Annotated in this window: 26 protein-coding genes, 1 tRNA gene and 2 pseudogenes; 10 read left to right on the top strand and 19 right to left on the bottom strand. The window is 66.2% G+C overall.

Annotated elements, in window-relative coordinates:
- Positions 1-77: 77 nt before the first annotated feature.
- From rpmB to rpsR, 4 genes and pseudogenes are all read left to right on the top strand, one after another.
- Positions 78-314 (top strand): 50S ribosomal protein L28, encoded by a 237-nt coding sequence (gene rpmB / locus ACV7NQ_RS01400; protein WP_463365486.1) that lies wholly within the window; start codon positions 78-80, stop codon positions 312-314.
- Positions 314-484 carry a 50S ribosomal protein L33 gene (rpmG, locus tag ACV7NQ_RS01405; protein WP_463357918.1) on the top strand — a complete coding sequence of 57 codons (171 nt, stop codon included), beginning with the start codon at positions 314-316 and terminating at the stop codon, positions 482-484. Before rpmB ends, rpmG begins: the two co-directional genes overlap by 1 nt.
- Positions 485-487: 3 nt before the next feature.
- A complete protein-coding gene (rpsN, locus tag ACV7NQ_RS01410; RefSeq protein ID WP_463357919.1) occupies positions 488-793 on the top strand; it encodes a 30S ribosomal protein S14 in 306 nt (101 codons plus the stop codon).
- 11 nt (positions 794-804) lie between these two features.
- Positions 805-1,058, top strand: a pseudogene (gene rpsR, locus ACV7NQ_RS01415) (30S ribosomal protein S18).
- Positions 1,059-1,459: 401 nt separating this feature from the next.
- Here the strand turns inward: rpsR and ACV7NQ_RS01420 are convergent.
- Positions 1,460-1,795, bottom strand: a complete 336-nt coding sequence (locus tag ACV7NQ_RS01420; RefSeq protein ID WP_463357920.1) for a hypothetical protein — start codon at positions 1,793-1,795, stop codon at positions 1,460-1,462.
- A 50-nt stretch (positions 1,796-1,845) separates the two neighbouring features.
- A complete protein-coding gene (locus tag ACV7NQ_RS01425; RefSeq protein WP_463357921.1) occupies positions 1,846-2,139 on the bottom strand; it encodes a hypothetical protein in 294 nt (97 codons plus the stop codon).
- Positions 2,140-2,718: 579 nt separating this feature from the next.
- On the opposite strand from ACV7NQ_RS01425, the gene ACV7NQ_RS01430 reads away from it, so the two are divergent.
- Positions 2,719-2,904: a helix-turn-helix domain-containing protein gene (locus tag ACV7NQ_RS01430; protein ID WP_463357922.1), complete on the top strand. Its 186-nt coding sequence runs from the start codon at positions 2,719-2,721 to the stop codon at positions 2,902-2,904.
- A 312-nt stretch (positions 2,905-3,216) separates the two neighbouring features.
- On the top strand, positions 3,217-4,470 hold the full coding sequence (locus ACV7NQ_RS01435; RefSeq protein WP_463357923.1) for a hypothetical protein: 1,254 nt from the start codon (positions 3,217-3,219) through the stop codon (positions 4,468-4,470).
- 100 nt (positions 4,471-4,570) lie between these two features.
- Here the strand turns inward: ACV7NQ_RS01435 and ACV7NQ_RS01440 are convergent.
- Positions 4,571-4,644 (bottom strand) — tRNA-Pro (locus ACV7NQ_RS01440).
- A 94-nt stretch (positions 4,645-4,738) separates the two neighbouring features.
- Positions 4,739-5,497, bottom strand: coding sequence for an acyl-[acyl-carrier-protein] thioesterase (locus tag ACV7NQ_RS01445; RefSeq protein ID WP_463365487.1), 759 nt, complete (start codon positions 5,495-5,497; stop codon positions 4,739-4,741).
- 340 nt (positions 5,498-5,837) lie between these two features.
- Here ACV7NQ_RS01445 and ACV7NQ_RS01450 point away from each other — a divergent pair, with 340 nt between their 5' ends.
- The 3 genes and pseudogenes from ACV7NQ_RS01450 to ACV7NQ_RS01460 all read left to right on the top strand — a co-directional run.
- Entirely contained in the window at positions 5,838-7,007 is a 1,170-nt protein-coding gene (locus ACV7NQ_RS01450; protein WP_463357924.1) for a lipase family protein, read from the top strand.
- Positions 7,004-7,732: a DUF998 domain-containing protein gene (locus ACV7NQ_RS01455; protein ID WP_463357925.1), complete on the top strand. Its 729-nt coding sequence runs from the start codon at positions 7,004-7,006 to the stop codon at positions 7,730-7,732. The genes ACV7NQ_RS01450 and ACV7NQ_RS01455 overlap by 4 nt, the downstream gene beginning before the upstream one ends.
- 472 nt (positions 7,733-8,204) lie before the next feature.
- Positions 8,205-8,522, top strand: a pseudogene (locus ACV7NQ_RS01460) (maleylpyruvate isomerase N-terminal domain-containing protein); the annotation flags it as partial.
- Between the two features lie 115 nt (positions 8,523-8,637).
- Here the strand turns inward: ACV7NQ_RS01460 and der are convergent.
- From der to steA, 12 genes are all read right to left on the bottom strand, one after another.
- Entirely contained in the window at positions 8,638-10,053 is a 1,416-nt protein-coding gene (gene der / locus ACV7NQ_RS01465; RefSeq protein ID WP_463357926.1) for a ribosome biogenesis GTPase Der, read from the bottom strand.
- Positions 10,050-10,727 carry a (d)CMP kinase gene (gene cmk / locus ACV7NQ_RS01470; RefSeq protein ID WP_463365488.1) on the bottom strand — a complete coding sequence of 226 codons (678 nt, stop codon included), beginning with the start codon at positions 10,725-10,727 and terminating at the stop codon, positions 10,050-10,052. The genes der and cmk overlap by 4 nt, the downstream gene beginning before the upstream one ends.
- A 65-nt stretch (positions 10,728-10,792) precedes the next feature.
- Positions 10,793-11,761: a pseudouridine synthase gene (locus ACV7NQ_RS01475; RefSeq protein WP_463357927.1), complete on the bottom strand. Its 969-nt coding sequence runs from the start codon at positions 11,759-11,761 to the stop codon at positions 10,793-10,795.
- A 504-nt stretch (positions 11,762-12,265) separates the two neighbouring features.
- Positions 12,266-13,105 carry an SMC-Scp complex subunit ScpB gene (gene scpB / locus ACV7NQ_RS01480; RefSeq protein WP_463365489.1) on the bottom strand — a complete coding sequence of 280 codons (840 nt, stop codon included), beginning with the start codon at positions 13,103-13,105 and terminating at the stop codon, positions 12,266-12,268.
- A 26-nt stretch (positions 13,106-13,131) separates the two neighbouring features.
- Positions 13,132-14,001: a segregation and condensation protein A gene (locus ACV7NQ_RS01485; RefSeq protein ID WP_463357928.1), complete on the bottom strand. Its 870-nt coding sequence runs from the start codon at positions 13,999-14,001 to the stop codon at positions 13,132-13,134.
- Positions 14,002-14,060: 59 nt separating this feature from the next.
- Positions 14,061-14,936 (bottom strand): ParA family protein, encoded by an 876-nt coding sequence (locus ACV7NQ_RS01490; protein WP_463365490.1) that lies wholly within the window; start codon positions 14,934-14,936, stop codon positions 14,061-14,063.
- 267 nt (positions 14,937-15,203) lie between these two features.
- Positions 15,204-15,677 carry a cupin domain-containing protein gene (locus ACV7NQ_RS01495; protein ID WP_463357929.1) on the bottom strand — a complete coding sequence of 158 codons (474 nt, stop codon included), beginning with the start codon at positions 15,675-15,677 and terminating at the stop codon, positions 15,204-15,206.
- A 282-nt stretch (positions 15,678-15,959) separates the two neighbouring features.
- On the bottom strand, positions 15,960-16,919 hold the full coding sequence (gene xerD, locus ACV7NQ_RS01500) for a site-specific tyrosine recombinase XerD (protein WP_463357930.1): 960 nt from the start codon (positions 16,917-16,919) through the stop codon (positions 15,960-15,962).
- A gap of 12 nt (positions 16,920-16,931) precedes the next feature.
- Positions 16,932-17,591, bottom strand: coding sequence for an NUDIX domain-containing protein (locus tag ACV7NQ_RS01505; protein ID WP_463357931.1), 660 nt, complete (start codon positions 17,589-17,591; stop codon positions 16,932-16,934).
- The gene (locus ACV7NQ_RS01510; RefSeq protein ID WP_463357932.1) at positions 17,591-19,312 is read right to left on the bottom strand and encodes a CTP synthase; all 1,722 of its coding nucleotides are present in this window, start codon (positions 19,310-19,312) and stop codon (positions 17,591-17,593) included. The genes ACV7NQ_RS01505 and ACV7NQ_RS01510 overlap by 1 nt, the downstream gene beginning before the upstream one ends.
- 246 nt (positions 19,313-19,558) lie before the next feature.
- A complete protein-coding gene (locus ACV7NQ_RS01515) occupies positions 19,559-20,503 on the bottom strand; it encodes a copper transporter (protein ID WP_463357933.1) in 945 nt (314 codons plus the stop codon).
- A 28-nt stretch (positions 20,504-20,531) separates the two neighbouring features.
- Positions 20,532-21,737, bottom strand: a complete 1,206-nt coding sequence (steA, locus tag ACV7NQ_RS01520) for a putative cytokinetic ring protein SteA (protein ID WP_463365491.1) — start codon at positions 21,735-21,737, stop codon at positions 20,532-20,534.
- A 223-nt stretch (positions 21,738-21,960) separates the two neighbouring features.
- Between steA and ACV7NQ_RS01525 the strand changes: the two genes are divergently transcribed.
- On the top strand, positions 21,961-22,380 hold the full coding sequence (locus ACV7NQ_RS01525; protein WP_463357934.1) for an SRPBCC family protein: 420 nt from the start codon (positions 21,961-21,963) through the stop codon (positions 22,378-22,380).
- Positions 22,381-22,459: 79 nt separating this feature from the next.
- Here the strand turns inward: ACV7NQ_RS01525 and recN are convergent, their stop codons facing one another.
- From recN to ACV7NQ_RS01540, 3 genes are read right to left on the bottom strand one after another with little or no spacing between them, the layout of a single operon-like run.
- Complete coding sequence (gene recN / locus ACV7NQ_RS01530; RefSeq protein ID WP_463357935.1) at positions 22,460-24,229, bottom strand: DNA repair protein RecN; 1,770 nt, start codon at positions 24,227-24,229, stop codon at positions 22,460-22,462.
- A complete protein-coding gene (locus ACV7NQ_RS01535) occupies positions 24,207-25,217 on the bottom strand; it encodes an NAD kinase (protein WP_463357936.1) in 1,011 nt (336 codons plus the stop codon). The genes recN and ACV7NQ_RS01535 overlap by 23 nt, the downstream gene beginning before the upstream one ends.
- Positions 25,214-26,035, bottom strand: a complete 822-nt coding sequence (locus ACV7NQ_RS01540) for a TlyA family RNA methyltransferase (protein WP_463357937.1) — start codon at positions 26,033-26,035, stop codon at positions 25,214-25,216. The genes ACV7NQ_RS01535 and ACV7NQ_RS01540 overlap by 4 nt, the downstream gene beginning before the upstream one ends.

Raw genomic sequence — 26,035 nt, forward strand, 5'->3', positions numbered from 1 at the left:
TTTCATTAACCTCGGTTCGAGGGTACAGTGTCAGCCGACGGTTGTCGAAAATGATTTTCAATAGCGAGGAGGGTGGCGTGTCCGCACACTGCCAGGTGACCGGGCGGGCGCCCGGATTCGGCAAGTCGGTGTCGCATTCGCATCGGCGTACCAACCGGCGCTGGGATCCGAACATCCAGCGCAAGACATATTTCGCGCCCAGCCTGGGGCGGCGGGTCACGCTGACCGTGTCGGCGAAGGGCATCAAGGTCATCGACCGCGACGGCATCGACGCGGTCATCGCCCGCCTGCGGGCCCGAGGGGAGCGGATCTGATGGCGTCCAAGAGCACCGATATCCGCCCCATCGTCAAGCTGCGCTCGACGGCGGGCACCGGCTACACGTACGTGACCCGCAAGAACCGACGCAACGACCCGGACCGGCTGGTACTGCGCAAGTACGACCCGGTCGTGCGGCGGCACGTCGACTTCCGAGAGGACCGCTGAGCCGTGGCGAAGAAGTCCAAGATCGTCAGGAACGAGCAGCGCAAGGTGGTGGTAGCCCGCTACTCCGAACGGCGCGCGGAACTGCGTGCGACCGTGCGGGATCCGCATGCGACACCCGAAGCCCAGGCCGCCGCGCAGCTCGCCCTGCAGCGGCTGCCGCGCGACGCCAGCCCGACCCGGCTGCGCAATCGCGATGTGGTGGACGGCCGTCCGCGCGGGCATCTGCGCAAGTTCGGGCTGTCCCGAGTCCGCCTGCGCGAGATGGCACATCGGGGCGAACTGCCTGGCGTGAGCAAATCCAGCTGGTAGGAGGAGATTCCATGACAGCGTCGCGAGCCCGCAACACACGCAAGCGAATCGAGGCACCCCGCAAGGTCCGCAAGAATCCGCTGATGGTGGCCGGTATCGACGAGATCGACTACAAGAATGTGCCGCTGCTGCGGACCTTCGTGTCCGACCGCGGCAAGATCCGCAGCCGCAGGGTCACCGGACTTACCCACAACAGCAACTTCAGGTGGCTACCGCAGTGAAGACCGCCCGCGAAATGGCCCTTCTGCCCTACACCGGGAAGTAGTGGAACCACCCCCAGCGCACATTCGGCGGCGCGGGCGGCACCGTCGTGATCGTGGATCCGGACGGCCCCATCTCGTGGGGATCTCTTGTTCGCGGAGCTTGTTCAGAACGGCGGGCCGAACACGATGGGCCGCCCGACCCGGGGCGCACCCGCGGGGGCTAGCCGAACGGATCCGCGGTGACACCGTCGAATACATCGTCGTCCGGCTCGTGCTCGAACGCCGTTCGCGGTGTAGCCGACAACGAACATCCGCCGCTCGCCCACCATGATCCAATCGAACTCCGCCCGTCCATCCACGTGTCCGGCCGGTGGCGGCGCTTCCCATTCGCCCGCCGGCGTTTGCTCTTGCCTGGTTTGCGGCCCATGTGATCGGGCGTTCTACTCGACTGTGCTCGTGGCAGTCACATCGGTCCTGCAGCCACCGAGAAGTGGAAGTTCCCCGCACCCACGGACTGCTCGAGGGTCCGTATGACAGCGGCCGGATTGTCGTAGGGCCCGTTGAGGTAGAACGGCTGACCGTCTCTACCGAACTCGATCCGGCCCGGCCCGTCCCACTCACCCAGGAACGCAGCGGCATCACCATCGAAGGCTTCCGCAGGCTCGAAACCGAGCCCGCGCGCATACAGCACCACCCCCAGAATCAGTTCACGGCCGAGTTCGATCGGAATCTCCAGCGCCGGACGGTCGAACGAGGCGTAATACACGCGGATAGCGCTGGGGATCCTGCCCACGTACATGGTTTCGGGGTCGGTGGCGTCTTCACCCCCAGACAGTGCACGTCGGCCAGTTAGCCTCGCAGCGTGGCCCGGCCACGCCGTGTCTCTCGTGCCACGAACACCTGCGCGAATCCTTCGGCCTCACCGACGGGAGCATCCAATTCCGCCCACTCCGGATGACCCTCGAGCCCCAACCCGACACTCCAACCGCAATTGACCCAGCAACCCAGCACCCTCCCCAACCCTCGGGACACCTCGGCCTCGGCAGCGATTCGTCGCACCAACGGCGCCACCACCGACGGCCGCACGCCCAGAGCACGCGCGATCACCTTCGGCGGGACACCCTGCTCCCAACGCCGCCGCACCTGCTCAGCACAACCACATGCCCGCTCGCTCACCGTCGGAAGTCACAGGACTCCCACTCCCCCGAGCGCCTATTGGGATAGGCGGTGACCTTGCCGGGTGAACAGGAACTGGGCTGGTTTGCTGGTGCGCGGATGAGGCCATCCTATGTCCAGGTAGTGCGTGTCAGTATCGAAATCCTCTGGAGCAACTCAACTTTGGCGTGGCCACAGCGATCGCGATTGAGCCCCTGGTCCACGCGCGTCGGGGATTACACCTGACCACTGAACTTCGGCGACAGTGGCGGGCCGGCCGCTGGTGGGATTAAATGGACATCGGGAGAATCAGTAGACAGGCACGAAAGAGATGCCTTATGTCCTCATCTCCTGTCAATGTGGCTGCAAAATCTAGCCACTCAAGGCGTCGAATTTGCCCCGGCGGCTCACTACCAACGGTCGAGGACGATCTTGGTCGACTCCACCGCGACGTGCGCGTTCTCATCACGGCTGCTCAGCAGGAGGCCCCGCGTTGGCGTACGACACTTCCGTCATCGGACCCGGGTCCTAGCGTCCAGATGCCGCGGCATTTCAACGGAGTCTGCAATGGATAGTGACGACTCCTGGCTCAGCACAGACGATGTTGCCGAACGGCTGAAAATACCGAAGAAGACGTTGGCGGCGTGGGCATCTGCGGGACGCGGCCCTCGGTTTGCGCGAATGGGCCGGTACCGACGCTACCGACTCAGCGATCTGCTCACCTGGGAGCAAGAACAACTGGACAAGACGTGACCCGCTGCCGTGTTACTGCGCACCAGCACAAGTCGTCGCTGATGGAGTCGTCACAAAATCCGAGCACCCCGGCAGAGCAATTTCGACTCACAGCTATTAGTTAGCAAACATTCTGACCTTGAAACCGAGTTTCTGATCTTCGAGACTCGTCGTCGCTGGACATCGCTACCCACCACGGCCGAACAGTCAGTCGCCAAAGCCATCTCACGCAGTCCACCAAGTACCGCCAGGCGCCACCAAGTCAGCGACCCGACATCACGCAGCATCCCCCAGGAACCCACACGCACCGAGCACTGAAGGGAGAAAGCACAATTGGGCGGCAGACTCCCCAAGCCCGTCGGAACCTTCGGCACACCGATGAAGCCGAAGAAGCAGAAGAACGGACGCTGGCGCACGACGGTCTACTACTACGGCGCAGCAGGACGCACGCAGCTGGAACGCATGGGTACCAGCGCCGACGAGGCACGCAATCGACTTGCCGAAGCCATGCGCGATCACCGTGAACAAATCGGATCGCAGCGCATCACCCGCACCACCAAGCTGATCGCTCTCGCCGCCGAGTTGCTCTGCGAACTCGAAGCCGACGACGCCAACACCGAAGGAAACATCGAGGACTACCGCCGCGAGATCTACGTCTCGACCGACAAGCGCGCCAACCCGAAAACGATCAAGATCGAGAACTCTGTCGGCAACCTCCAAATCTGGCAGGCCACCGCCGGGGAACTGGATCGTCACCTCAAGCATCTCGTCAGCCAGGGGCTGCGCCGCAAAGCCAAGCAGCACAAGATAATCCTGCGGGCGATGATGGCGATCGCCGTCCGGCACGGAGCGATCGCTACCAACCCGATGGACGGTGTCGAACCGATCACGCGTCGCACGAAGCAAGCCCGCGGCAAGGTCAAAGACCAGCACGCGCTGCCCGCCTTCCGCGCTCAGGTTCGAGCATGGGCTCGCGGTGAGGAAATACCTGGTACCCCCGCCTACACGACCGGACCCGCACGGGACTGGACAGTGGTGTGGGTGATCGACGTGATCACCGGAACCGGCATGCGCCCGCATGAGGTGTTCGCACTGCTCCTCGACGACATCGATCTCGATGCCCCTGACCCGTACCTGGACATCACCGGAACGTTGGTCGAGGCGAAGGGGAAGGGCACTGGCGGGTGGGTGCGTAAACCCGCCCCGAAGACCGACAGCGGATGGCGCCGGATCCTGCTACCCCCGCACACGGTCGAGTCGATCCGCGAGGCCATCGAACACCTGAAGGCCTCGGGCCAGCCGAACCCGATGAGATTGCTGTTCCCGTCACGAGTCGGCACGGTGCGCAACCCGAACAACTTCGGCAGGACATGGCGGGCCGCTCGAGGTGAGACCTTCGCATGGATCACCCCGCGGACGTTCCGCAAGGGTGCCGCTACCGCGGTCGATCGCGAGTATGAGGACCCGGAACGGGCGGCCCGGCAACTAGGTAACACCACCGCCGTGGCGAAGGGCCACTACATCGATGTCCCCGAGACCGTGCCCGATAATCGGGACGTGCTCGAGCGGTGGGCGCGGGGCGGATGAGCTCGAAAATCTGAGATTTTGATGGGATTCGGCTCAAATCTCGACCCGAACCGGACATAAGAAAACCCCTTCCGATCGAGGTCGGAAGGGGTTTCTACTGTCGGGATGACAGGATTTGAACCTGCGACCACCTGACCCCCAGTCAGGTGCGCTACCAAGCTGCGCCACATCCCGGTTGCGTCCGCGTGCGGGCGCTGGAAAAGATTACCTCAGGGAGGGGCGAGACACCGAATCGCCTGGCTGGCGGGGTGGCAGGTTGAGGTGCGAGTCACAACTGCGTGACTCGGGAGACGGCTCGGGGGTCGTCGGCTACGGCGAACCAGACGTCGAGGGCAGAGCCGTCGCGGCGGCCGATCAAGCGGACCTGCTCCCCCGCCTTCAAGGGTTTTGCGTACTCGATGACCGCACGGTGCGGACGGGACATGAGGTCGGTGTGGGTGGCGAGGATTTCCTCGAGTGCGCACAGGTAGACGGCGTTGTTGACGTGGTCGAGCCAGTCGATGTCGGCGACGCGGAGCGGGAAGGGCAGCTCGTGTACGCCGGGCTGGTCGCTTGCTGGCATCGGGTCGGTAAGTGCCGCTTTCCAACGGAGGCGGTGTTCGGTGGTGCTGGCGAGCATGGGCGCCATGAAGCGGTCGCTCATGCGGGCTGGGACGCCGGATTCGGTGCCGAAATGGATTAGGAATCCTTCGGTTTCGACGAGGCCGTCGTTGCTACCGCAGATTTGGACACGCATGTTGCACCAGCGGTTGGACAAGCCGGAGCACCAGCGGCGCAGGGTGACATGTTCGCCGAGTTCGATCGGCTTCAGGACATCGATGACGGTGCGGCGGACCACCCAGCCGCGGTGGGTGTCACCGTCTTCGACGGCGTCGAGATGTTCGAAGCCGATGTCTTGCAGGTAGCGGGCGATGGCGTCGAGGCGCAGGCGCTGATCGCCGTCGGTGTCGGCGAGGCGCACCGGCCAACCCGTCTGGAACGGTGTTCCGGTGGTAGGGCGTTCCGACAGCACGCTGGGAATGACCATGGTCGGATAATGCCAGGTCGCGTCGGTTCGCGCGCGCACCGGTCCAGCTTTACCGCTGGCAAGTCGCCAGATGGGCATTGCCTGTTTCGAGGATTTCGGCCCAGCTCCGGTCAAGCTCACTCCGGTCAGCCGGCGGGCTCGCAGGCGGCGCTGGCTCATCGGATTTCGCGCACACGCAGATGCGATTACGTAGTCGAAGCATCGATAGTGAGACCTGACACGCCGAGGCCTGCTCGGGCGCATGGGCACGATAGCGTGGCCTGAAGCGCTAACCGCCTCAGCGGCCCCCGGTTCGACAGTTGGTGTTCCGCGGTGGTGGGGGTTCACAGCGAAGGAGCGGGTGATCTTGCGACCGAAAATGGCACTCATCTGGGTTTCCCTGGTGGCGACCATCCTGACTGCCGGTTGCGGCTCGACTGACACCAACGCTAATCCGCCGGACAAACCGGGAAAATTGGTAGCGCAGCGACCGCTGACGAATGGCGGTCCGGCCCTCGCAGCGGCGGCTTCCGCGGCGACGTACCTCCGCTATGTCTCGACGGCGCCGGACAAATCCGCGATCGAGGTGTCGGGTGCGGTGTTCTTGCCGAAGGGCGCGGCGCCTCATGGAGGCTGGCAGGTGGTGGCCTTCGCCCACGGCACTTCGGGGGTCGTCAATAACTGCGCGCCGACGAATTCACCCATCCTGTTCGGCAACGACACCGTTGTCGCAGCCCTGCTCAACGACCGCAAAGCCGTGGTCATGACGAACTACCAAGGCCTCGACGGCCCCGGCAAGGCCCCGTATCTGGATACCCCGTCCTCCGGGTACGACGTGCTCAACTCGGTCCGCGCAGCACAGACGCTCGGCCTGCCGTTATCGAAGGACATCGTGCTCGTCGGGCTCTCCCAGGGCGGGCGCGCCACAGAATCGGCGGCCGAATCGGCGAAGACCTACGCCCCCGAACTGAAAGTTCTCGGCAATGTACTGCTCTCGCCCGCGTTGCGTACCGACCTGGCTCAGAGCGTCGAGACGAAGACGCTGAGCGCCGCCCAGTATCTGATCCTGCCCTACCTGGTTGAAGCCGTTCGATACCGCAACTCCGGCTACTCCTACGATAAAGTCCTGCACGGCGGGCTCCTCGCGGCGGCGCCTCGCCTGGAATCCACCTGCACCGGCCAGTTCACCGCAGAGGACGGCGCGCTAGCCCAGTCTGCGACCGCTCCAGACGCCCAGTTCGTCGACGCCGACGCTCGGCGGGCGTTCGCCGACTACGAAGCCAACGGGAACCTGCCGAAGACCGCCACCGACATCCCCACGTACATCTCGCGAGGCGACAGTGACACCCTCGTCAATACTGTATGGGGCAACCAGGCCGTCACCGATATGTGCCGAATTGGAATCCCGGTGCAGGACACTCTGCTGTCGGGCGGACACGATGCCTTCGCCGCCGGTGTCGAGCAATGGACGGCGTGGATCAACGACCGGTTCGCGGGCGCACCCGCCACGGCAACCACGTGCCGCCGATGACATCGAACCTGTCGACCAAGCGGCTGAAAACCGGTGCGGCCCTGCTTATCCTGACGATCTCCTACTACATCGTCGAACTGATCGTTGCCTCCCGCTGGCCCACGCCCCATGTCTACAGCTGGAAGCAGAACATGATCAGCGACCTCGGCGTCCCCGAATGCCTCGGAGACATGCGCCAATACGGCACACTGAGCAGCCGCTACATCTGCTCGCCGTGGCACGCGCTGATGTCCGCCGAATTCGTGCTACTCGGCATCCTCGTGCTGGCCGCCACTCTCCTGTTGTCACCGCTGCTGCCGAAAACCCCACTCGGAAAGGCGGTTCCGTACCTGGCGCTGAGCAACTGCCTCGGCATAGTCCTGGTCGGAGCCTTCCCCGGCAGCTCCGGCGAAGTATCCGGCGGCAGCCACATTCGCGCTCTTGTACACCCGACCGGCGCTTACCTCGAACTGCTATCCGGCATCGCGATCATGGCGATTGTTTCTCGCCTCTACTGGTCGCACCGCGGTTACGCCGCAACAACTCTCGCGCTCCTCGTCGCAAGCATCGTGGGCGTGGTCGCGAGCCTCACCAGCTCACACCTCGGTCCCGGCGCCGCCGAACGCCTCGCTATCGATCCCTTCGTCTGGTGGCGAACCATTACCGGCCTCACGCTGCTGATCGCACCGGTGTCGTCCGTGCACAACTACATGGCCGCTAAAGCAGTAGGGCGCCAGCGCGTTTGACGGTGCGGATGATCGGGGCGGTCTCGATCGTTCTGATCCCCAGGAGTCCGCCGATGCGGCCGGTGAGGTAGCGGCCGAGATCTTGGTGGTCGCGGCAGTTGATGGCGGCTACCAAGTTGGTGGGCCGGTGGTGAGGGCTGCGAAGGAGACTTCGGGGTGTTGGGCGAGGGATTCGCCGACGGTGCTGGTGGCGGCGGGTTCAGTGGCGATCCAAAGGCGGGCCTCGGTGTGAAACCCATTGTGGCGGGCTGGATGTCGAGTTGGTGGCGGAGGATTCCGTTGTGGCGCATGGGTGGGTGAGCGACCACATCGCCGGCTTCCGCTGATACTTCGGCGGGGACGATCTCGGACCGCCGACGGTGGCAGGATGGGATCCATGAGTGATGCCGACCTGCTCACCCGTTACCAGGAAGCGCTTACCCTGTTCGCGGAACGGGTGCACGCCATTACCCCCGAGTAGTGGGGCGCACCCACTCCCTGCTCCGAATGGTCCGTCCGCGATCTGGTGAATCACCTTGCCGTCGAACAGATGTGGGTGCCACCCCTGGTGTCCGACGGCGCATCCATCGGCGATCTCGGCAACGCACTGGAGGGTGACCGACTCGGCGACGACCCGGTAGCCACCTGGGATAACGCGATGATGCACGCTTTGGCGGCGTTCAACACGCCGGGCGCATTCGAGCGAACCGTCGAATTGTCCTATGGCCCCACCCACGCCCGCGACAATGCCCGCGTCACCGCACTAGTACCGACGCTCGATCACGGGTGTTCGCCCCCGGTACGGCGATAGCCCTGAGGGCAATCCGCGTCTCCCCCACACAGACTCCACACGCCTCACAGCGCGTATAAATGCTGTGAGGCGTGTGAAATGTCCGTGGCAACAAACTGTTTCGCCGCCATGCCGGTTACTTCTTGCGATCCCGCTTCTCACGGACGCGCACCGAGATACGCACCGGCGAACCGTCGAAGCCGAATTCCTCGCGCAGGCGGCGCTCCAGGAAGCGGCGGTAGCCCGCTTCCAGGAAGCCGGTGGTGAAGAGCACGAAGGTCGGCGGACGCGTCGTCGCCTGGGTGGCGAACATGACCCGCGGCAGGCGACCGCCGCGCATCGGCGGCGGGGTCGCGGCGACCACTTCCTTGAGCCAGGTGTTCAGGCGGCCGGTCGGAATGCGCTTGTCCCACGATTCCAGCGCGGTTTCCATCGCGGGAACGAGCTTTTGGACCGCGCGACCGGTGTGGGCGGAGATGTTCACCCGCTGCGCCCACGGGACACGGACCAGGTCGCGATCGATTTCGCGTTCGAGTTGCAAGCGGCGGTCCTCGTCGACCATGTCCCACTTGTTGAAGGCAAGCACCAGTGCGCGACCGGACTCGGCGACCATGCTGATCACCCGCAGATCCTGCTCGGTGATCGGCTGCGAGGCATCCACCAGCATGATGGCGACCTCGGATGCCTCGAGTGCCGACTTGGTACGCAGCGACGCGTAGAACTCCATGCCGCTGGCATGGGAGACCTTGCGGCGCAGGCCCGCAGTGTCGACGAATTTCCAGATCTTGCCGCCCAATTCGACCAGTGAGTCGACCGGGTCGACGGTGGTGCCCGCGACATCGTGCACGACCGAGCGTTCGTCGCCCGCCAGCTTGTTGAGCAGGCTCGACTTGCCGACATTCGGCTTACCGACCAGCGAGACGCGGCGCGGGCCGGTCCCGCCGGTGCCTTCGCGCGGGGTTTCGGGCAGCACGGCGAGGACATCGTCGAGCAGATCGCCGGTGCCGCGTCCGTGCGAGGCACTGACCATGCGCGGTTCACCGAGGCCGAGCGACCACAGCGCGGCGGCCTCGGATTCGACGCGCTCGTCATCGACCTTGTTGGCGACCAGGATGACCGGGGTCTTGGACCGACGCAGCACCTTGACCGCCGCCTCGTCCGTGGCGGTGGCGCCGACAACAGCGTCGACGACCAGCAGGATCGCGTCGGCGGTCTGCATCGCCAATTCGGCCTGCCTGGCCACCGACTGCTGCAGGCCCTTGGCGTCGGGCTCCCAGCCGCCGGTGTCCTGCACGAGGAAACGGCGTCCCGACCAGTTCGCCTCGTAGGAGACGCGGTCGCGGGTCACGCCGGGAATGTCCTCGACGACCGCCTCGCGGCGTCCGATGATCCGGTTGACCAGGGTCGACTTGCCGACGTTCGGTCGACCGACAACCGCGAGGGTAGGCATCGCGACATCGGCGTCCTCCGCGAACTCACCGTCGAGATCAATAGTCTCCCAGTCGGTTTCGTCGCTCCATACGCCGTCGCCGACCAGAACGTCCTCGGTCACTGTACCCTTCCTGTCCGGCCAGCTGAAACCTGCCGCGCCACAACGCGGTACAGCTCATCGATGACCTCATCCATGTTCATGTCGCTGGTATCCACCAGCACCGCATCCTCGGCGGGGCGCAACGGCGACACCTTGCGTGTCGAGTCGAGGTTGTCGCGACGCTGCACGTCGGCGAGCACGGCCTCGTAGTCGTCACCGCGGCCTTCGCGGATGTTCTGTTGATTGCGCCGCTCCGCACGGGCCTGCGCGGACGCGGTCAGGTAGATCTTGGCGTCCGCGTCCGGCAGCACGACGGTGCCGATGTCGCGCCCCTCGACCACGATTCGCTGTGCAGCAGAGGTGATTTCGCGCTGCATGGCGACCAGCAGGTCACGCAACTCGGGCACCGCGGACACCGCAGAGACGGCCTTGGTGACGGCGTCGCCGCGAATCTCCGAGGACACATCCGCACCATCGAGCAGGATTACTTCCCGGCTCGGGTCGCTGCCGATGGTCAGCGGCAGCTCCTTGACCGCCGCGCCGATCGCCGCGGCGTCCGTCAGCTCGATACCGGCGCGCAGCACCCGAAGCGTCGCCACGCGATACATCGCGCCGGTATCCAGGTAGCGGGCATCGAGGCACGTCGCCAGCCGCCGCGAAACGCTGGACTTGCCGGTACCCGACGGACCGTCCATCGCGACGACCAGTGGCGAAGTGCCCGATATCTGCCCGAGGGCCTCCACCGGAATCTCCACACCGTTCACAACGACACCGCCTCATACAGTTTGCCGACTTCATCGCGACCGAGCACACGCAGCGTGCCGGGCCGTTGATCGCCCAACGCGACCGGACCGATATTGGTGCGCACCAACCGGGTCACCGGGTGGCCGACGGCGTCGAGCAGCCGGCGCACGATGTGCTTGCGCCCTTCGTGCAACACCAGTTTGACCAGGGAACGTCCCTCGCCCAGTTCGAGCACCTGGAACTTGTCGACCTTCGCGGGGCCGTCCTCGAGTTCGATGCCGTCTCTGAGCCGCTTGCCGATCGACTTGTTGACCTCGCCGTTCACCGTCGCCAGGTAGGTCTTCGGCGTCTCGAACGAGGGATGCATGAGCCGGTGCGCCAGATCACCGTCGTTGGTGAGCAGCAGCAGGCCCTCGGTGTCGGCGTCGAGCCGACCGACGTGGAACAGCCGCTGCCCGGCCGCGATCCGTTCGGCGACGATGTCACCAACGCACGGGCGTCCGAGATCGTCGGACATGGTGGACTGCCAGCCCTTCGGCTTGTTCAGCGCGATGTGGACCAATTCCTCACGCACCATCACCCGCGTGCCGTCGACGCGGACCACGGCGGTCTGCGGATTGATCCGCAAGCCCTGCTCGGTGACGATTGCGCCGTCGACCTCGACGCGGCCCTGGTCGATCATTTCCTCGGCGGCGCGGCGCGAGGCGACGCCCGCCTTGGCGAGCACCTTCTGCAGCCGTTCGCCTTCGCCCGCAGGCAGTTTCACGTGTCCTTCGGCGACCGGTTCGGCGTGCTGGCGCCTGGCGGGCTTGGCATTGTTCAGCAGCGTCGGCGCGACAACCTTACGCTCCGGCTTCGGGTTCTTGGCCTTGCGAGCTGTCGTCCCGGATGACGAAGACTGGGCGGGGCGACGCGGGGCGTCACCCTGCGAGGATCCGCGATAGCCGCCGCCCTCGGAGGGACCGCGATAGCCGCCGCCTTGCAACGAACCACGCTGCGCCCCACTGCCTTGCGAGGATCCGCGATAGCCGCCCTCGCCCTGCGAACCGCCACGCTGCGACGAGCCACGCTGGCCGGATCCACCCTGCGAACCCCCACGGTAACCCCCCTCGCTCTGCGAGCTGCCACGGTAGCCGCCGCCTTGCGAGGACCCACGCTGTCCGGATCCACCCTGCGAACCCCCACGGTAACCACCCTCACTTTGCGAGCCCCCGCGGTAACCGCCCTGGGAAGACCCGCGGTAACCGCCCTCACCCTGCGAACTCCCTCGCTGGCCGCTTCCGCCGTGCGAACCCCCGCGATAGCCTCCGCCCTGCGAAGACCCACCTTCGCCTCCCCAGGAAGCCCCGCGCTGTGTGTCCCCCCGTTGTGCCGAACGGGCTCCTCGGGAGCCTGCGTCACGGCCTGCGCCGCCCCTGGTGGGCTGGTCGCTGCGTTTTCTACGATCCGGTGTGCCATCTCGGCGAGCGGGCGTACTCATGTTGTCCTGTCAGTCCTCGGTGCCGAGGTCCAAATCGGCCTCGACGGGTTTCCTCAGCCTGGTGTAACGGGGATCCGTATCCAGGCTCTCGTTAATCTCATCGATCAGGTCGACGCCCGGCAGTAGGGGCGCCAGCGGCGGTAGATCGGTCAGCGACGAGAGTCCGATCCGTTCCAGGAACAGCTCGGTCGTGCAGTACTGCGTGCCGTTCGTCTCCGAGTCGACCCCGGCCTCGGCGATCAATCCCCGAGCCAGCAGGGTTCGCATCACCCCGTCGACGTTCACGCCGCGCACCGCGCTGACCCTGGTCCGGGTCACCGGTTGACGGTATGCCACAACCGCCAGAGTTTCCAATGCCGCCCGCGTCAGTTTCGACCGGGCGCCGTCGAGCAACATCCGTTCTACATACGGCGCATACTCGCTGCGAGTATAGAAGCGCCAGCCGTCCCCGACGAAACGCAGGTCGATGCCGCTGGCCCGCGCGGACAGTTCCGCGGACAGTTCGCGCAGGGTCCGATCCACCCGCACCGAGGTGTCCGCCAAGGCATCGGCAAGCAGTTCTACCGGGGCCGGAGAGTCCACGATGAGCAACATGGCCTCCAATGCCGCCCGGAATTCATCGTCATCCAGAGTCTCGGGGGTGAACTCCGCCACTGTGTCGCTCTCGGCATCCTCGGCCGCGCTCGCAGCGCCTTCGGCCGCGTCGACGGTTGCCCCATCGGCCGCCGCGTCAACGATTCGCTCGGCGCTCTCGGCCGCGTCGGTGGCTCTCGCGCCCTCGTCCGCCACGATTCGCGCACTTCCGTCCGCCGAGTCGACCGTTCCCTCGCTCTCCTCGGCCGTGTCCATGGGTTGCTCGCTCACCCGTTGCTCGCTCACCCGTAGTCCTCCTCGATAGTCACGGTGTCGGCCGCGTGCGCGATGTCTTCCTTCGGGTCGCCGGTCCAGCTGACCGAGAGCGGGCCGAGCGGGTCGGGCTGGTCGAATTCGATCGTCTTACCGCGGTAGAGCTCGAGCAGCGCGAGGAAGCGGGCGACGATCTGGATCGGCACATCGCAGTCGGCGACGAGTTCACCGAAGGTCGTCCAGCCGCCGGGACCGCGCAGTTTCAACTGCTCGAGCACGATGGCGGCCTGTTCGGCGACCGAGATGGCGTGCCAGTGCAGGTGGTCGAGCCCGACCTTAGGTATCGGGCGGGGCCGGAAGGCGCTGGCGGCGATCGCGGCGAATTCGTGCGCGTCTACTCCCAGGGTAACCTCGGGCAGCAGGTCGGCGAACCGATCCTCCAGCCCGACCGCACGAGGATAGCGACGCAGCGCGACGGCCTCCAGCTCGCCGAGCAACTCGGCGACCTGCTTGAACGCGCGGTACTGCAGCAGCCGGGCGAACAGCAGGTCGCGTGCCTCGAGCAGTTCGAGATCCTCGGCGTCGGTCATCTCACCGGACGGCAGCAGCCTGGCCGCCTTGAGGTCGAGCAAAGTGGCGGCGACGACCAGGAATTCGGTGGTCTGGTCCAGGATCTTGTCTGCGCGCAGGGCGACCCCGGCGTCGCTCCCGGACAGTGCCGCCGTCAACGCCTTGGTGTAGGCGATGAATTCGTCGGTGACCTTGTGCAGCGCCACCTCGGTTACGTCCAGCTTGCGCGAGCTGATCAGGGTGAGCAGCAGATCGAACGGCCCCTCGAAATTGCTCAGCCTCAGATGAAATCCGGACTTTTGCGCAGGAGCTTCCTCGCCCGGGCCCACGACAGACTCCGAGCCGAGCGTTTCCGTGGTTGTCGATGGCGCCGGCTCAGGATCTCCCGTCACCGGCCGGACCGGTGGATGACTTCCCGCGCCATCGCCCGATATGCTTCGGCCCCAGCGGATTTCGATGCCCATGTGGTGATGGGTTCGCCCGCCACGCTGGCGTCCGGGAACCGGACGGTGCGCGAGATCGCCGTGTCGTAGACCAGATCGCCGAACACCTCGACGACTCGCGCCATCACCTGACGCGAATGTAGTAGCCGCGCATCGAACATGGTCACCACGATGCCGTAGAGGCTCAACCGCGGGTTGAGCCGGTCGCGCACCTTCTCCACGGTGTCATTGAGCAGCGCCAGCCCGCGTAGCGAGAAATACTCGCATTCCATCGGGATGATCACGCCGTCCGAGCAGGCCAGCGCATTCACCGTGAGCAGGCCGAGCGACGGCTGGCAGTCGATGAGAATGTAGTCGTAGCGGTCGCGCACGGGTTCCAGCGCGCGGGCCAGTGTTTGCTCCCGGCCCACCTCGTTGACCAGCTGGATCTCCGCCGCCGACAGATCGATATTGCTCGGCAGCAAGTCCAGGTTCTCGACGCGGGTCTCCGTCAGCACGTCCTCGATGGACACCTTGGACCCGATGAGCAGATTGTGCACGGTCAGATCGAGATCATGGTGGGCCACACCCAATCCCGCCGAGAGCGCACCCTGCGGATCGAGGTCGACCAGCAGCACCCGCCTGCCGAATTCGGCGAGCGCGGCACCGAGGTTGATGGTCGAAGTGGTCTTGCCCACGCCGCCCTTCTGATTGCACATGGCGACAATCAGGGCATCGCCGTGCCGCTCGACCGGGGGCGGGTCGGGAACCGCGCGCAGGGGCCGACCGGTGGGACCCAGCGCCGCGTCTTCTGGGACGGGTTCGGCGCCGATGCCCCACAGCGTTTCCGCGGCGGCCTCCGAGTACGGACCCGTCCGGGTACCCGTAAGCGGCTGCGCCCCAGCACTGATCGGCGGCTCTGCCGCACTGGCTGTCGTCACGATCCGCTGCTCCTTATGCGTTCCTGCCCGTTGCCTCGCCGAGCGTAGCGAGGCCGATCGGGCCCGACCTCGCTTTCGTACGGTCCAGCTCTCGCAAGAACGCTACCGCTTGACTGTGTCCAACTGCCGCGCCTCAGCGCGGCGTGTTCGCAGTGAAAACGTTACCTCTCACTGTGTCATCGCCACTCGGGTCCGCCGTCGAAATGGACGTCGAACCCGATCGTGTAGTTCGTCCATACTGTCCCAATCCGCCTCACCTCGGGCGACGCGACCGAATTGCCGGAAGTATTCGAATCGGACGATACCCGGTGTGAGCACCGCCAGGAACTCCGCCGGGCCGTCGACGGAGGCGCCGAACGCGTGCACAGTGCCCAGCGGGGCGACGACCAAGCCGCCCTTGGATACCGATTGATGTTCGCCGTCGACGAGGAATTCCATGGTGCCGCCGAGGATGTAGAAGATTTCTGTCGACTCAGTGTGATGGTGCGGCCTGGTGCCATCCGCACCGGCCTGCAGGACGAGCCGGTTGGCCTTGAACAAGCCATCGGAATTCTCACTGTCCTCGAGCAGCTGGAAGGAACCGCCGCCCGGCAACGATACCTCTTCGACATCGGACTCGTGGACGATGAAAGCCTTTGCCATTCAGCTCACCTCACATGCTCAGCCGACAACATGCCGAGCCGACGCACGGCGTGACTCGACATCGAAGGTAACCGGACTATGGTCCATATTCTTCCTCGGTTTGGTGGTATCGCGGCAGCAGGGCCGATTCCCGCGCATGGCCCCGTCGAATTCGGCTGGGACAAACCAACGCTCACGTGGGCACTACATTCAAGACGATGTGGTCAACGCCTTCCGCGAGTCGGGTGACGGCGTCTCAGTTCGCCAGTTCGATCCCTTGGCGAATCCAGCGCGCGTGTCGACCTAGCGTGCGCGGGGGTGCGCGGTGGCCCAGACCTCGCGCAACGTGTTGACAGTGACGAGCGTGTAGATCTGTGTGGTTGTCACCGACGCATGCCCGAGCAACTCCTGCACCACTCGCACATCGGCCCCGCCGTCGAGCAGATGCGTTGCGAATGAATGCCGCAACGTGTGCGGTGACACTGCCGCACCGATCCCGGCGCGCTCGGCCGCGGTCTGCAAAGCCTGCCAGGCGGTCTGCCGCGACAGCCTGCCGCCGCGTGCATTCAGAAACAGCGCGCCCGCACTGCCTTTCCCGCTGGCGGCAAGCACCGGCCTCCCCCGGACCAGATACGCGTCGACTGCGGCGAGGGCGGGCCTGCCGATCGGCACCATCCGTTGCTTACCGCCCTTGCCGTGCAGCACGACTGCCCGCTCGTCGGTGTCGAGGTCGTCGACGTCCAAGCCGACCATCTCGGAGATGCGCGCTCCGGTCGAGTAAAGCAGTTCGAGCAGCGCACGATCGCGCAATCCCCGTGGCCCGCCGTCCGTCGCTACCGAGGCGTCGGGATTGTCGGCATCCATCGGTCCGCCGCCCGCGGCCTCCAGCAACTTCAAGACCTGGTCGTAGGGCAGCGCTTTCGGCAATCGGCGACCAGCGGCGGGCGGCTTCACGGCATGCGCGACATCCGTCGTGGTCATGCCCTCGGCCGCCGCGAACCGGTGCAGCCCGCGCACCGCGATCAGCGCGCGGGCCACCGAACTGGCCGCCAGCGGTGGGTGGGTGATACCGCCGGCCCGCAATGCCATGGTGAACTCGGCGACGTCGGATTCGGAGGCCTTGTCGAGTCCTGTGATGCCACGCTCGGTCAGGAAATTCCGATAGCGATCCAGGTCCCGGCGATACGCGCCGAGCGTGTTGCGCGCGGCGCCGCGCTCCACCGCCAAATGGTCGAGGTAGGCGCCGATTTGCCGCGCGAGCACCGCCCGGGCCCGTCAGTCTTCGGACTGCTGCTGTGCCGCCCTGCGGCGGAGAAACGCGGTCGGCTGTCCGGGCCACGGCGCGTCGGCGCGGCGCAGTTCGGTACCGCCGGCCCGCGCGGCCGCGAGCGCGAGCACGCCCGCGACCGCCGTGGCGTTGACGATCGCACCGCCCAGCGCGGCCCGGACGGCCTCGTCGAGCGGCATCCGGACCAGCTCCAGGTCCGCCTCTTCGTTTTCCGGTTCGGGCTGGTGGGTTTCGTACAGATCCCGTGCGAAGTAGACCCGCAGCGCCTCGTCGGTGAAGCCGGGCGACAGCGCGACATCCACCAGCACCGACCATTCCCGCGCGGCCAGACCGGTCTCCTCGGCCAGTTCACGCTTCGCCGCTTCCAGCGGATCCTCGCCCGGCAGGTCGAGCAGCCCGGCGGGCAACTCGAGCAGCCGGGTGCCGATCGGGTGCCGATATTGGCGGATTAGCACCACGTTGTCGTCGTCATCGATCGCCGCGACAGCGACGGCGCCGTGATGCTCGATCACCTCACGTTCGACGATCCGACCGCCGGGCATCGCCACCTGGTCCAGCCGCAGTGCGAGGATCGCGCCGCTGTAAACCGTTCGGCTGGAGACGGTTTCGAAATCGTGGCTGCCAGGTCCACCCCCGTGCTCCGTCATTACGAAGCCTGATCCGTGTTCGCGAGCTCGTCGTCCGGGAGATCGACCGGAAGCCGCTCGGCCAGCTTGTATTTCAGCGCCGCGGAGATGAGCGCCGCGAACAGCGGATGCGGGCGGGTCGGGCGGCTCTTCAGTTCCGGATGTGCCTGGGTAGCAACGAAGAACGGGTGCTTGTCCGCGGGCAGCTCGACGAACTCGACCAGGTGCCCGTCCGGCGAAGTGCCGCTGAACTTCAGGCCGCTGGTGGCGATCTTGTCGCGGTAGGCGTTGTTCACCTCGTAGCGATGCCGGTGCCGCTCGGAGACCTGCACGGTGCCGTATGCCTGCGCGACCACCGACCCCTTCGCCAGGGTGGCCGGGTAGGCGCCCAGTCGCATGGTACCGCCGAGATCGGCCTCACCGGCTATGACGTGCTGCTGATCAGCCATGGTCGAGATCACCGGATACGGTGTGTCCGGCTCGAATTCGGCCGAATTGGCCTCGGTCAGACCGACCGAACGCGCGGCCTCGATCACCACACACTGCAAACCGAGACACAGGCCCAGCAGCGGCAGACCCCTGGTCCGGGCGTACCGGATGGCGCCGACCTTGCCCTCGATGCCGCGAATACCGAACCCGCCGGGGATCAGCACCGCGTCCACATCGCGCAGCGCCGCCTGGGCACCCGCCGGCGTCTGGCAGTGATCGGACTGCACCCAGCGGATGTTGACCTTCGCCCGCGAGGCGAACCCGCCCGCGCGCAGCGCTTCGGTTACCGACAGATAGGCGTCGGGCAGATCGACGTACTTGCCGACCAGCGCGACCTCGACGGTCTCGCGCGGCGAATGCACCCGGTCCAGCAGGTCGCCCCACACGGTCCAGTCCACGTCACGGAACGGCAGGCCGAGCTTGCGCACCACATAGGCGTCCAGGCCCTCGCGGTGCAGCACCTTCGGAATGTCGTAGATCGACGGGGCGTCCGGGGTGGAGATGCAGGCGTCCACGTCGACGTCGCACATCAGCGCGATCTTGCTCTTGAGGCCCTGCGGCACGTCCCGGTCGCAGCGCAGGATCAGCGCGTCCGGCTGGATACCGATGCTGCGCAGCGCGGCCACCGAGTGCTGGGTCGGCTTGGTCTTGAGCTCGCCCGACGGCGCGAGGTACGGCACCAACGACACGTGCAGGAAAAAGACGTTCTCCCGGCCCACGTCGTGGCGCACCTGGCGGGCCGCCTCCAAGAACGGCTGCGACTCGATATCGCCGACGGTGCCGCCGATCTCGGTGATCACCACGTCGGGGACGTGTCCCTCTGGATCAGGATCGGCCATCGCGAGGATGCGGCTCTTGATCTCGTCGGTGATGTGCGGAATGACCTGCACCGTGTCACCGAGGTACTCGCCGCGCCGCTCCTTGGCGATCACCGACGAATACACCTGGCCCGTCGTGACATTCGCGTCCCCGGACAGATCCCGGTCGAGGAACCGCTCGTAGTGACCGACATCCAGGTCGGTCTCGGCGCCGTCCTCCGTCACGAACACCTCTCCGTGTTGGAACGGATTCATGGTGCCCGGATCGACGTTCAAGTACGGGTCGAGTTTCTGCATCGTGACGCGCAGCCCGCGCGCCGTCAACAGCTGACCGAGGCTGGAGGCGGTAAGACCTTTACCCAATGAGGAGGCGACTCCACCGCTGACGAAGATGTGCTTCGTGGCCGTTCGCGCCTGAATCCGTGTTTGACCCACGGGTCTTCACGGTAACACGAATCCGCAGTCCCGATCACCCTGACTCCCGTTTGCCACTCGGTCGCTGCGATCAATCATGTGCCCGAGGCAGGTGTTCACCGCGTAGCGACCGCGTGCGCAACCCCGACCCGTCTCTTCGCCGATTCACCACGGCAATAACTGTGAGCGAGGTCGCCTCGTGACCGCCGTAGTATCGCGGACCAGCACATGACCGGACTGCCGGGAATCAACGCACCGCGCGTCGGTTCAGGCAGGCACGCCGGCGAGGGTGAGAGAGTTGGCCTTGGTACCGGTGCCGTAGCGGCCTGCGCCGCCGTTCAGTTGCTCGCTGAGGCCGAGGACGGTGGTAACGCGGCCGATTTCCCGATCGAGGTTGTCGACGGTCGTTACGGCGGTGGCGAGGGCGGCGTCCGAGCGGACGACCGCGATGGGGCCGGGATTGTCGGCCGCGCCGGAACGACCGGCCAGCACCACACCCACGCCGCGGCCGCGCAGGGCGCCTGCGAAGCGGGCGGTGTTGGAGCCCTGACCGTTCTCTCCGGCGCGCGCGCCGTTGCCGGTGACGACGACCGCGAGCTGAGCGGGATGCACCGGAGTGTCGCCGTAGGCGAGGAAGCCACCGCCGCGCAGCGTCTCGACAGCCAGACTCAGCTCTTGCGGGGTGCTGCGGGGTTGCGAGTTCGTGGGGTCGAGCAGCAGCACCAGGCCGAGCAGGTCGCCCGCCATGCTGCCCTGGTCGACCGCGCCGGTGCGCATCTGGGCACCGGCCGGGATGACGTTGGTGATCGTGGTGCGCATCCGGTCGCCCTCGGTGGCGTCGAGGAAGGCGTCGGTGAGCGCGATCTTGCCGGTCGTCGTGGCGCCGGAGGTTTCCAGCCCCTTCGTCACCGCCTCGATGTCGGCGGGATCGGCATCGGGGGTCGTGAACATCACGACACTGCGGTCGGTGAGGGTGCCGCCCAGGATGCGCCCGGCCGAGCCTGCGATGAACCGATCGGCCGCGTTCAGTTCGTCGGTCAGTCGACGATTCTGCTCGGAGACCGTGTCGACCTGTTTGCGCAGATCGGTTTTGTCCGCGCGCAGCCCGGACAGCAGATCCGCGGCCACCGTCTGCGAGCCGAGCACCACGCCGACCGCGAGCGCTAGGAAGATCGCGACAATCGAAATGGAGTGCTGGCGTAGCGAAATCATCGATACTCCCGTGTAGTTTTCCGCCCGGTCACTTGCCGACCAGGCCCTGTGCCCACAGCGCGAATCGATTCCAGGTGTCGACCGCCCAATCGAGCACCTCACCGCCCATATGCGAGGCGAACATCGCGACGATCACCGCGATGAGCGCGGCAAGCACGACCATCGCGATGGCAGTGCCGGACACCCGGTTTCGATAGAGCGTGGCCACAGCCTTCGCGTCCATCAGCTTCGTCCCGACCTTGAGCCGGGTCAGGAACGTCGCCGGGTTGCTGCCGCGGCGGCCGCGGTCGAAGAAGTCGTCGAGCGAGGCGGCGGCGCCCGCGGTCACGATCAGCGACGCACCGTGGTGGTGCGCCAGCAGCAGCGCCAGATCGGCGGCCGCGCCCGACGACGGGAAGGTCGTCGCCCCGATGCCGAGGTCCTGGATGCGTTCGAGACCCTTGGCATGGCCGTCGGTATCGGCGGGCAGGATCACCTCGGCGCCGGATTTCAAGGTGCTTGTGGTGATTTCGTCAGGATCGCCGACGATCAGATCGGGCCGATAGCCCCGCTTCATCAGGGTGTCCGCGCCACGGCCGACACCGACCATGATCGGCGCGTATTCCTTGATGAAGGGCTTGAGCCGCTTCAGGTCATCGGCGTGGTCCGAGCCGTCGGCCACCACGACCACGTGCCGATGCTTCATGGTCAGCTCGAGCTCCGGCACGCCGATGCCGTCGATGAGCAGCGCGCTTTCGGTGCGGATGAACTCGATGGTGTTGCCCGCGAACGCCTCCAGATGGTCGGCGAGGCCGTTGCGGGCCTCCACCATCCGATCGGCGACGGCGGATACGGTGAGCTCGATGCCCTCGACGAGGACCTCTGGCTCCTTCTTGGTTAACTTGTCCGCGTAGATGATGCCCTCGTTGATGCGGACCTTGATGCCGTCCTTGATCTTGGTGAACGCGTCCGAACTCACCGTGTCGAGCAGTAGAATCCCCTTGGCCACCAACACTTCCGGGCCCAGATTCGGATAGCGTCCCGAGATCGACGGCGAGGTATTCACCACCGCGACAACCCCCGCTTCGACGAGCCGATCGGCCGTGAGCCGATCCAGATCCATCTCGTCGAGGACAACTACATCACCGGGCCCGACCCGCTTCAGCAGACGCCAAGTGTTGCGATCCACCCGGGCGATGCCGGTTAGACCAGGCAGCGTTTCGGTGTTCTTCGACAACAGCGCCAGCATCTTCATGGGCCCGATAATGGCCGCCAACCCTCAACCATTGGTGGAGGCGCGCCGAAATCACCTGTCACATTCGTCACTGTGATCCTTCTAGCAACATACCGTGGGTGAAAGGCAGCCCGGCTACCGTGCCGCTACCGCAGTCGTTGTGATGCCCGTGGCACGGACGCATCGGGTCTGGAGACAGTACCCGTATGCTGCGGGTCACAGATATCTCGAAGAGGAGACATTGATGGCCAGCACCACCGTCGACGCCATCATCGCCGCCCCGCGTGACGTTGTGTACCGGCTTTTCGCCGAGCGCGAGAGCATCAGCCCCTACCTTCCGCTCCAGATCAAGCTGACCAAGCCGGGCCTGACCGAGCGCGAAGGCGTCGGCGCGCAGCACCTGATCGGCGTCGGCCCGGTCGGGGTGACCGAGGAGATCACCAAGTTGGTGCCCGGTGAGCGCATGGAGTACAAGATCGTCAAGGGTGCGCCGGTCAAGCGGCACGTCGGCATCGTCACCTTCACCGATGTGGACAACGGCACCCTGGTCTCTTACACGATGGAGTCGGAGCCGAAACTGCCTGTGCCTGCGAAGGTTCTGGAGTTCGGCCTGCGCAACTTGATCACCCAGTTCGTCCACGGCGCACAGAAGGCCGTGCGCTGAGCCGGTAGCTCGACCGCACCCTTCTCGGGATCCGCACCGGTTGCGGAGACCCAGAAGGGGTGCACTGGTTCCTGGACAGTCAGGCCAGGGCGCGTTCGGAGCGGGCGGTTTCGAGCAGTTCCTCCGCGTGCGCGCGGCCGGTCTCGGTATCGTCGAGACCCGCCAGCATGCGGGCCAGCTCGATCACTCGCTCATCCTTCGTGAGCGCGCGGACGCCACTGTTGACCTTGCCCTTGCCGTCGTCGGACTTGTCCACCACCAGGTGCGTGTCGGCGAATGCCGCGACCTGCGGCAGGTGGGTCACCACGATCACCTGATGGGTCCGTGCGAGTCGAGCGAGCCTGCGCCCGATCTCCACTGCCGCACGGCCACCGACACCGGCGTCGACCTCGTCGAACACCATGGTGGCGCCGTGATCCGAACTGGCGAGCACCACTTCGAGAGCCAACATCACCCGGGACAGCTCGCCACCCGATGCGCTCTTGCTCAACGGAAGTGACTGCGCTCCGGAGTGTGCCGACAGCCGGAACTCCACCTCGTCCACGCCATTCGACCCGGCGTGCAACTCTTTCCCATCAACGGTCAGCGGCGCGGAATCCTGCGGGCTCGCGGCCACCGGACGCACTTCGATCTCGAGTCGCGCCTTCCCCATTGCCAGCCCGGCGAGCTCGGCGCTCACCGCCGTGGCGAGTTTCCCAGCGGACTTGGTTCGTGCGGTGGTCAGCTTGCGTGCCGCCTCGCGAACGTGGTCGGCGGCGATATCCACCTCGGCGGCCAGCTTGGCCAGCGCCTCATCGGACACATCGAGCGAGTCCAACCGGCTGCGCGCGTCGTCCGCCCAGGCGATGACGCCGTCGATATCGGGCGCGTACTTGCGGGTGAGCGTTTTGAGCTCGGCCTGCCTGGTGAGCAGCGAGTCCAGTGCGCCGGGATCCGACGGCAGGTCCGACAGGTAGCCGCTGAGCTCGGTGGTCAAATCGATCACCACTTCGATGGCTTCGCCGAGCCGGGGCGCGAGTGCGGTCAGAGCCGGATCGTCGGCCGATTCGATGCGCGCGCGGGCGGTGCCGAGCAATTCCAGTGCGCCGGAACCGTCTTCGGCCGAGTCGGTGGGACCGGCCAAAGCGTCGTGCGCGGTCGCGGCGGCCTCCCGCAGCGAGTCCAGATCACTGAGTCGGCGCACCTCATCGAGGATGCGCACGTCCTCACCGGGTTCCGGTGCGATGGTGTCGATTTCGGTGAGCGAATGCTTCAGCCGGTCGGCCTCCAGCGCGAGTTCCCTACTGCGCGCGGTGCGTTCGATCAGTTCGGTGCGGGCGTCGAGCCAGGATCGGCGCTGCACCTGGTACTTGCGCAGCAACGGCCCGACCGCGTCACCGGCGAATTGGTCCAGCGCGGACAGCTGTTGGTCCGGTCGCTGCAGTCGCAGCTGGTCATTCTGCCCGTGCACGGTCAGCAGCGGAGCGGTGAAATCGGCGAGCACCGCGGCGGGCACACCGCGGCCGCCCAGGTGGGCACGCGAACGTCCATCACTGCCTACCGTCCGAATCGCGATGATGCTGCCGTCGTCATCGGCGTCCGCCGCAGCCGATTCCAGCACCTGACCGACCTCGGCACGCGCCGCGTCGTTCACGTCCTCGATGGTGAACCGGCCCTCCACCACGGCGCGCGCGGCACCCAGCCGAACCCGGCCCGCATCGGCCCGTGCGCCGCTGAGCAGGTGCAGGCTGGTGACCACCATGGTCTTGCCCGCGCCGGTCTCACCGGTAAGAACGGTCAGACCCTCGTGGAATTGCGCAGTGGCCGTGGATATGACGCCAAGGCCGTCAATCCTGATCTCTGTCAGCACGTGTGCTCTCCGTTCGCCGTCGGCCACGCCAGCCTGTCACGGGCAATTGGAACTTGCGCACCATCCGGTCTGCGAAGGGTGCGGAATCCAACCGCACCCAGCGCACCGGCTCGGCGCCACGGACGGCCTCGACCCGCCCGCCCTTCGGCAGTGCCAGGGTGCGCCTGCCATCCAGGAAAACTATCGCATCATGGCCCGTCGCAACGGATTCCACCGCGATCCGGGACTCCGGGCTGGTCACCAGCGGACGCGCGAACAAGGCGTGCGCGTTGCTGGGAATCACCAGCAGCGCTTCGAGTTCCGGCCACACCACCGGGCCGCCCGCGGAAAACGCGTAGGCGGTAGAGCCGGTTGGCGTGGAAATCAGGATGCCGTCGCAGCCGAACTGCGAGACCGGGCGGCCGTCGACCTCGAGTACCACTTCGAGCACGCCCATCCGCGAGGCATTCTCGACACTGGCTTCGTTGAGCGCCCAACCGGTTTCGACGATCTCGTCGTCCACCCGGACGGTGACGTCGATCGTCATCCGCTGCTCGATGCGATAGTCCTTGCGGGCCACGTGGGCCAGCGCCTCATCGAGGTGCTCGGCCTCGGCTTCGGTAAGAAAACCGATGCGGCCCAGGTTGATTCCGAGCACCGGCACCCGCGCAGGCCTGGCCAGTTCGGCGGCACGCAGGAAGGTCCCGTCACCACCGAGCACCAGCACCATCTCGCAGCCCACCGCGGCATCCGGGCAGTGCTCGACCACGCGGACCGGGTACCCGCCGGGCGCGGCCACCGCCGAGGCGCCCGGGCCAGCGGCCTCACAGTCGATATCGACATCGAATCGGGTGCCTTCGGCCTCATCGGCGAGCACCCGCAGCCCGATACCCGCGTCCGCGAAGATCTTCGCCACCCGATGGGCGGTTTCGATGATCTCCGCCCGACCCGGGTGCGAAACCAGCAAAATCTCCCGGCCACCGGACTCGGCCGGCGCCTGCACGTTCACTGTGGACCCTCCTCAACCGCACGCTCGACGAGGGCCGCGACCTGCTCGCCGTCGTACTCGAACCGCCCGTCTTTACGCAGCCACACAAAGTATTCGACATTGCCCGACGGGCCGGGCAGCGGGCTGGCCACAACCGCCTTGGTGCGCAGCCCCAATGCCGCGGCCGCGGCGGCGACATCGCGCACCACTTCGGCACGCAGGGCCGGATCCCGCACCACACCGCCGGAGCCTACCCGCTCTTTGCCCACCTCGAACTGGGGTTTCACCATAGGCAGCAGATCAGCGCCCGGCGCCGAGCAGGCGGCGAGCGCGGGCAGCACCAGGCCGAGGGAGATGAACGACAGATCGCCCACCACCAATTCGACGGGGCCGCCGATCGCTTCCGGGGTCACGGAGCGGACATTGGTGCGGTCGAAGACCAGCACCCGATCATCGTTCTGCAGCCGCCAGATCAGCTGGCCGTAACCGACATCGACCGCCACGACCTCACGCGCTTGCTTCGACAGCAGCACATCGGTGAACCCTCCGGTCGACGCGCCCGCGTCCAGGCAGCGCTTGCCCGCGATGGTCAACCCTTCGGATTCGAACGCTTCGAGCGCCCCGAGCAGCTTGTGCGCGCCGCGCGATGCCCACGAGACCTCGTCGGGTTGTTCGCGCACCACCAGCGGCGTGCCCGTTTCCACCGCGGTCGCCGGTTTTACCGCGACCGTTCCAGCTATCAGGACCCGACCCGCGCCGATCAACTCGACCGCGTGCTCCCGCGATCTCGCCAATCCGCGGCGAACCAGTTCGGCGTCCACTCGCGCGCGCCTGGCCAC

This window comes from Nocardia sp. Tas62D01 (genome assembly GCF_055232035.1).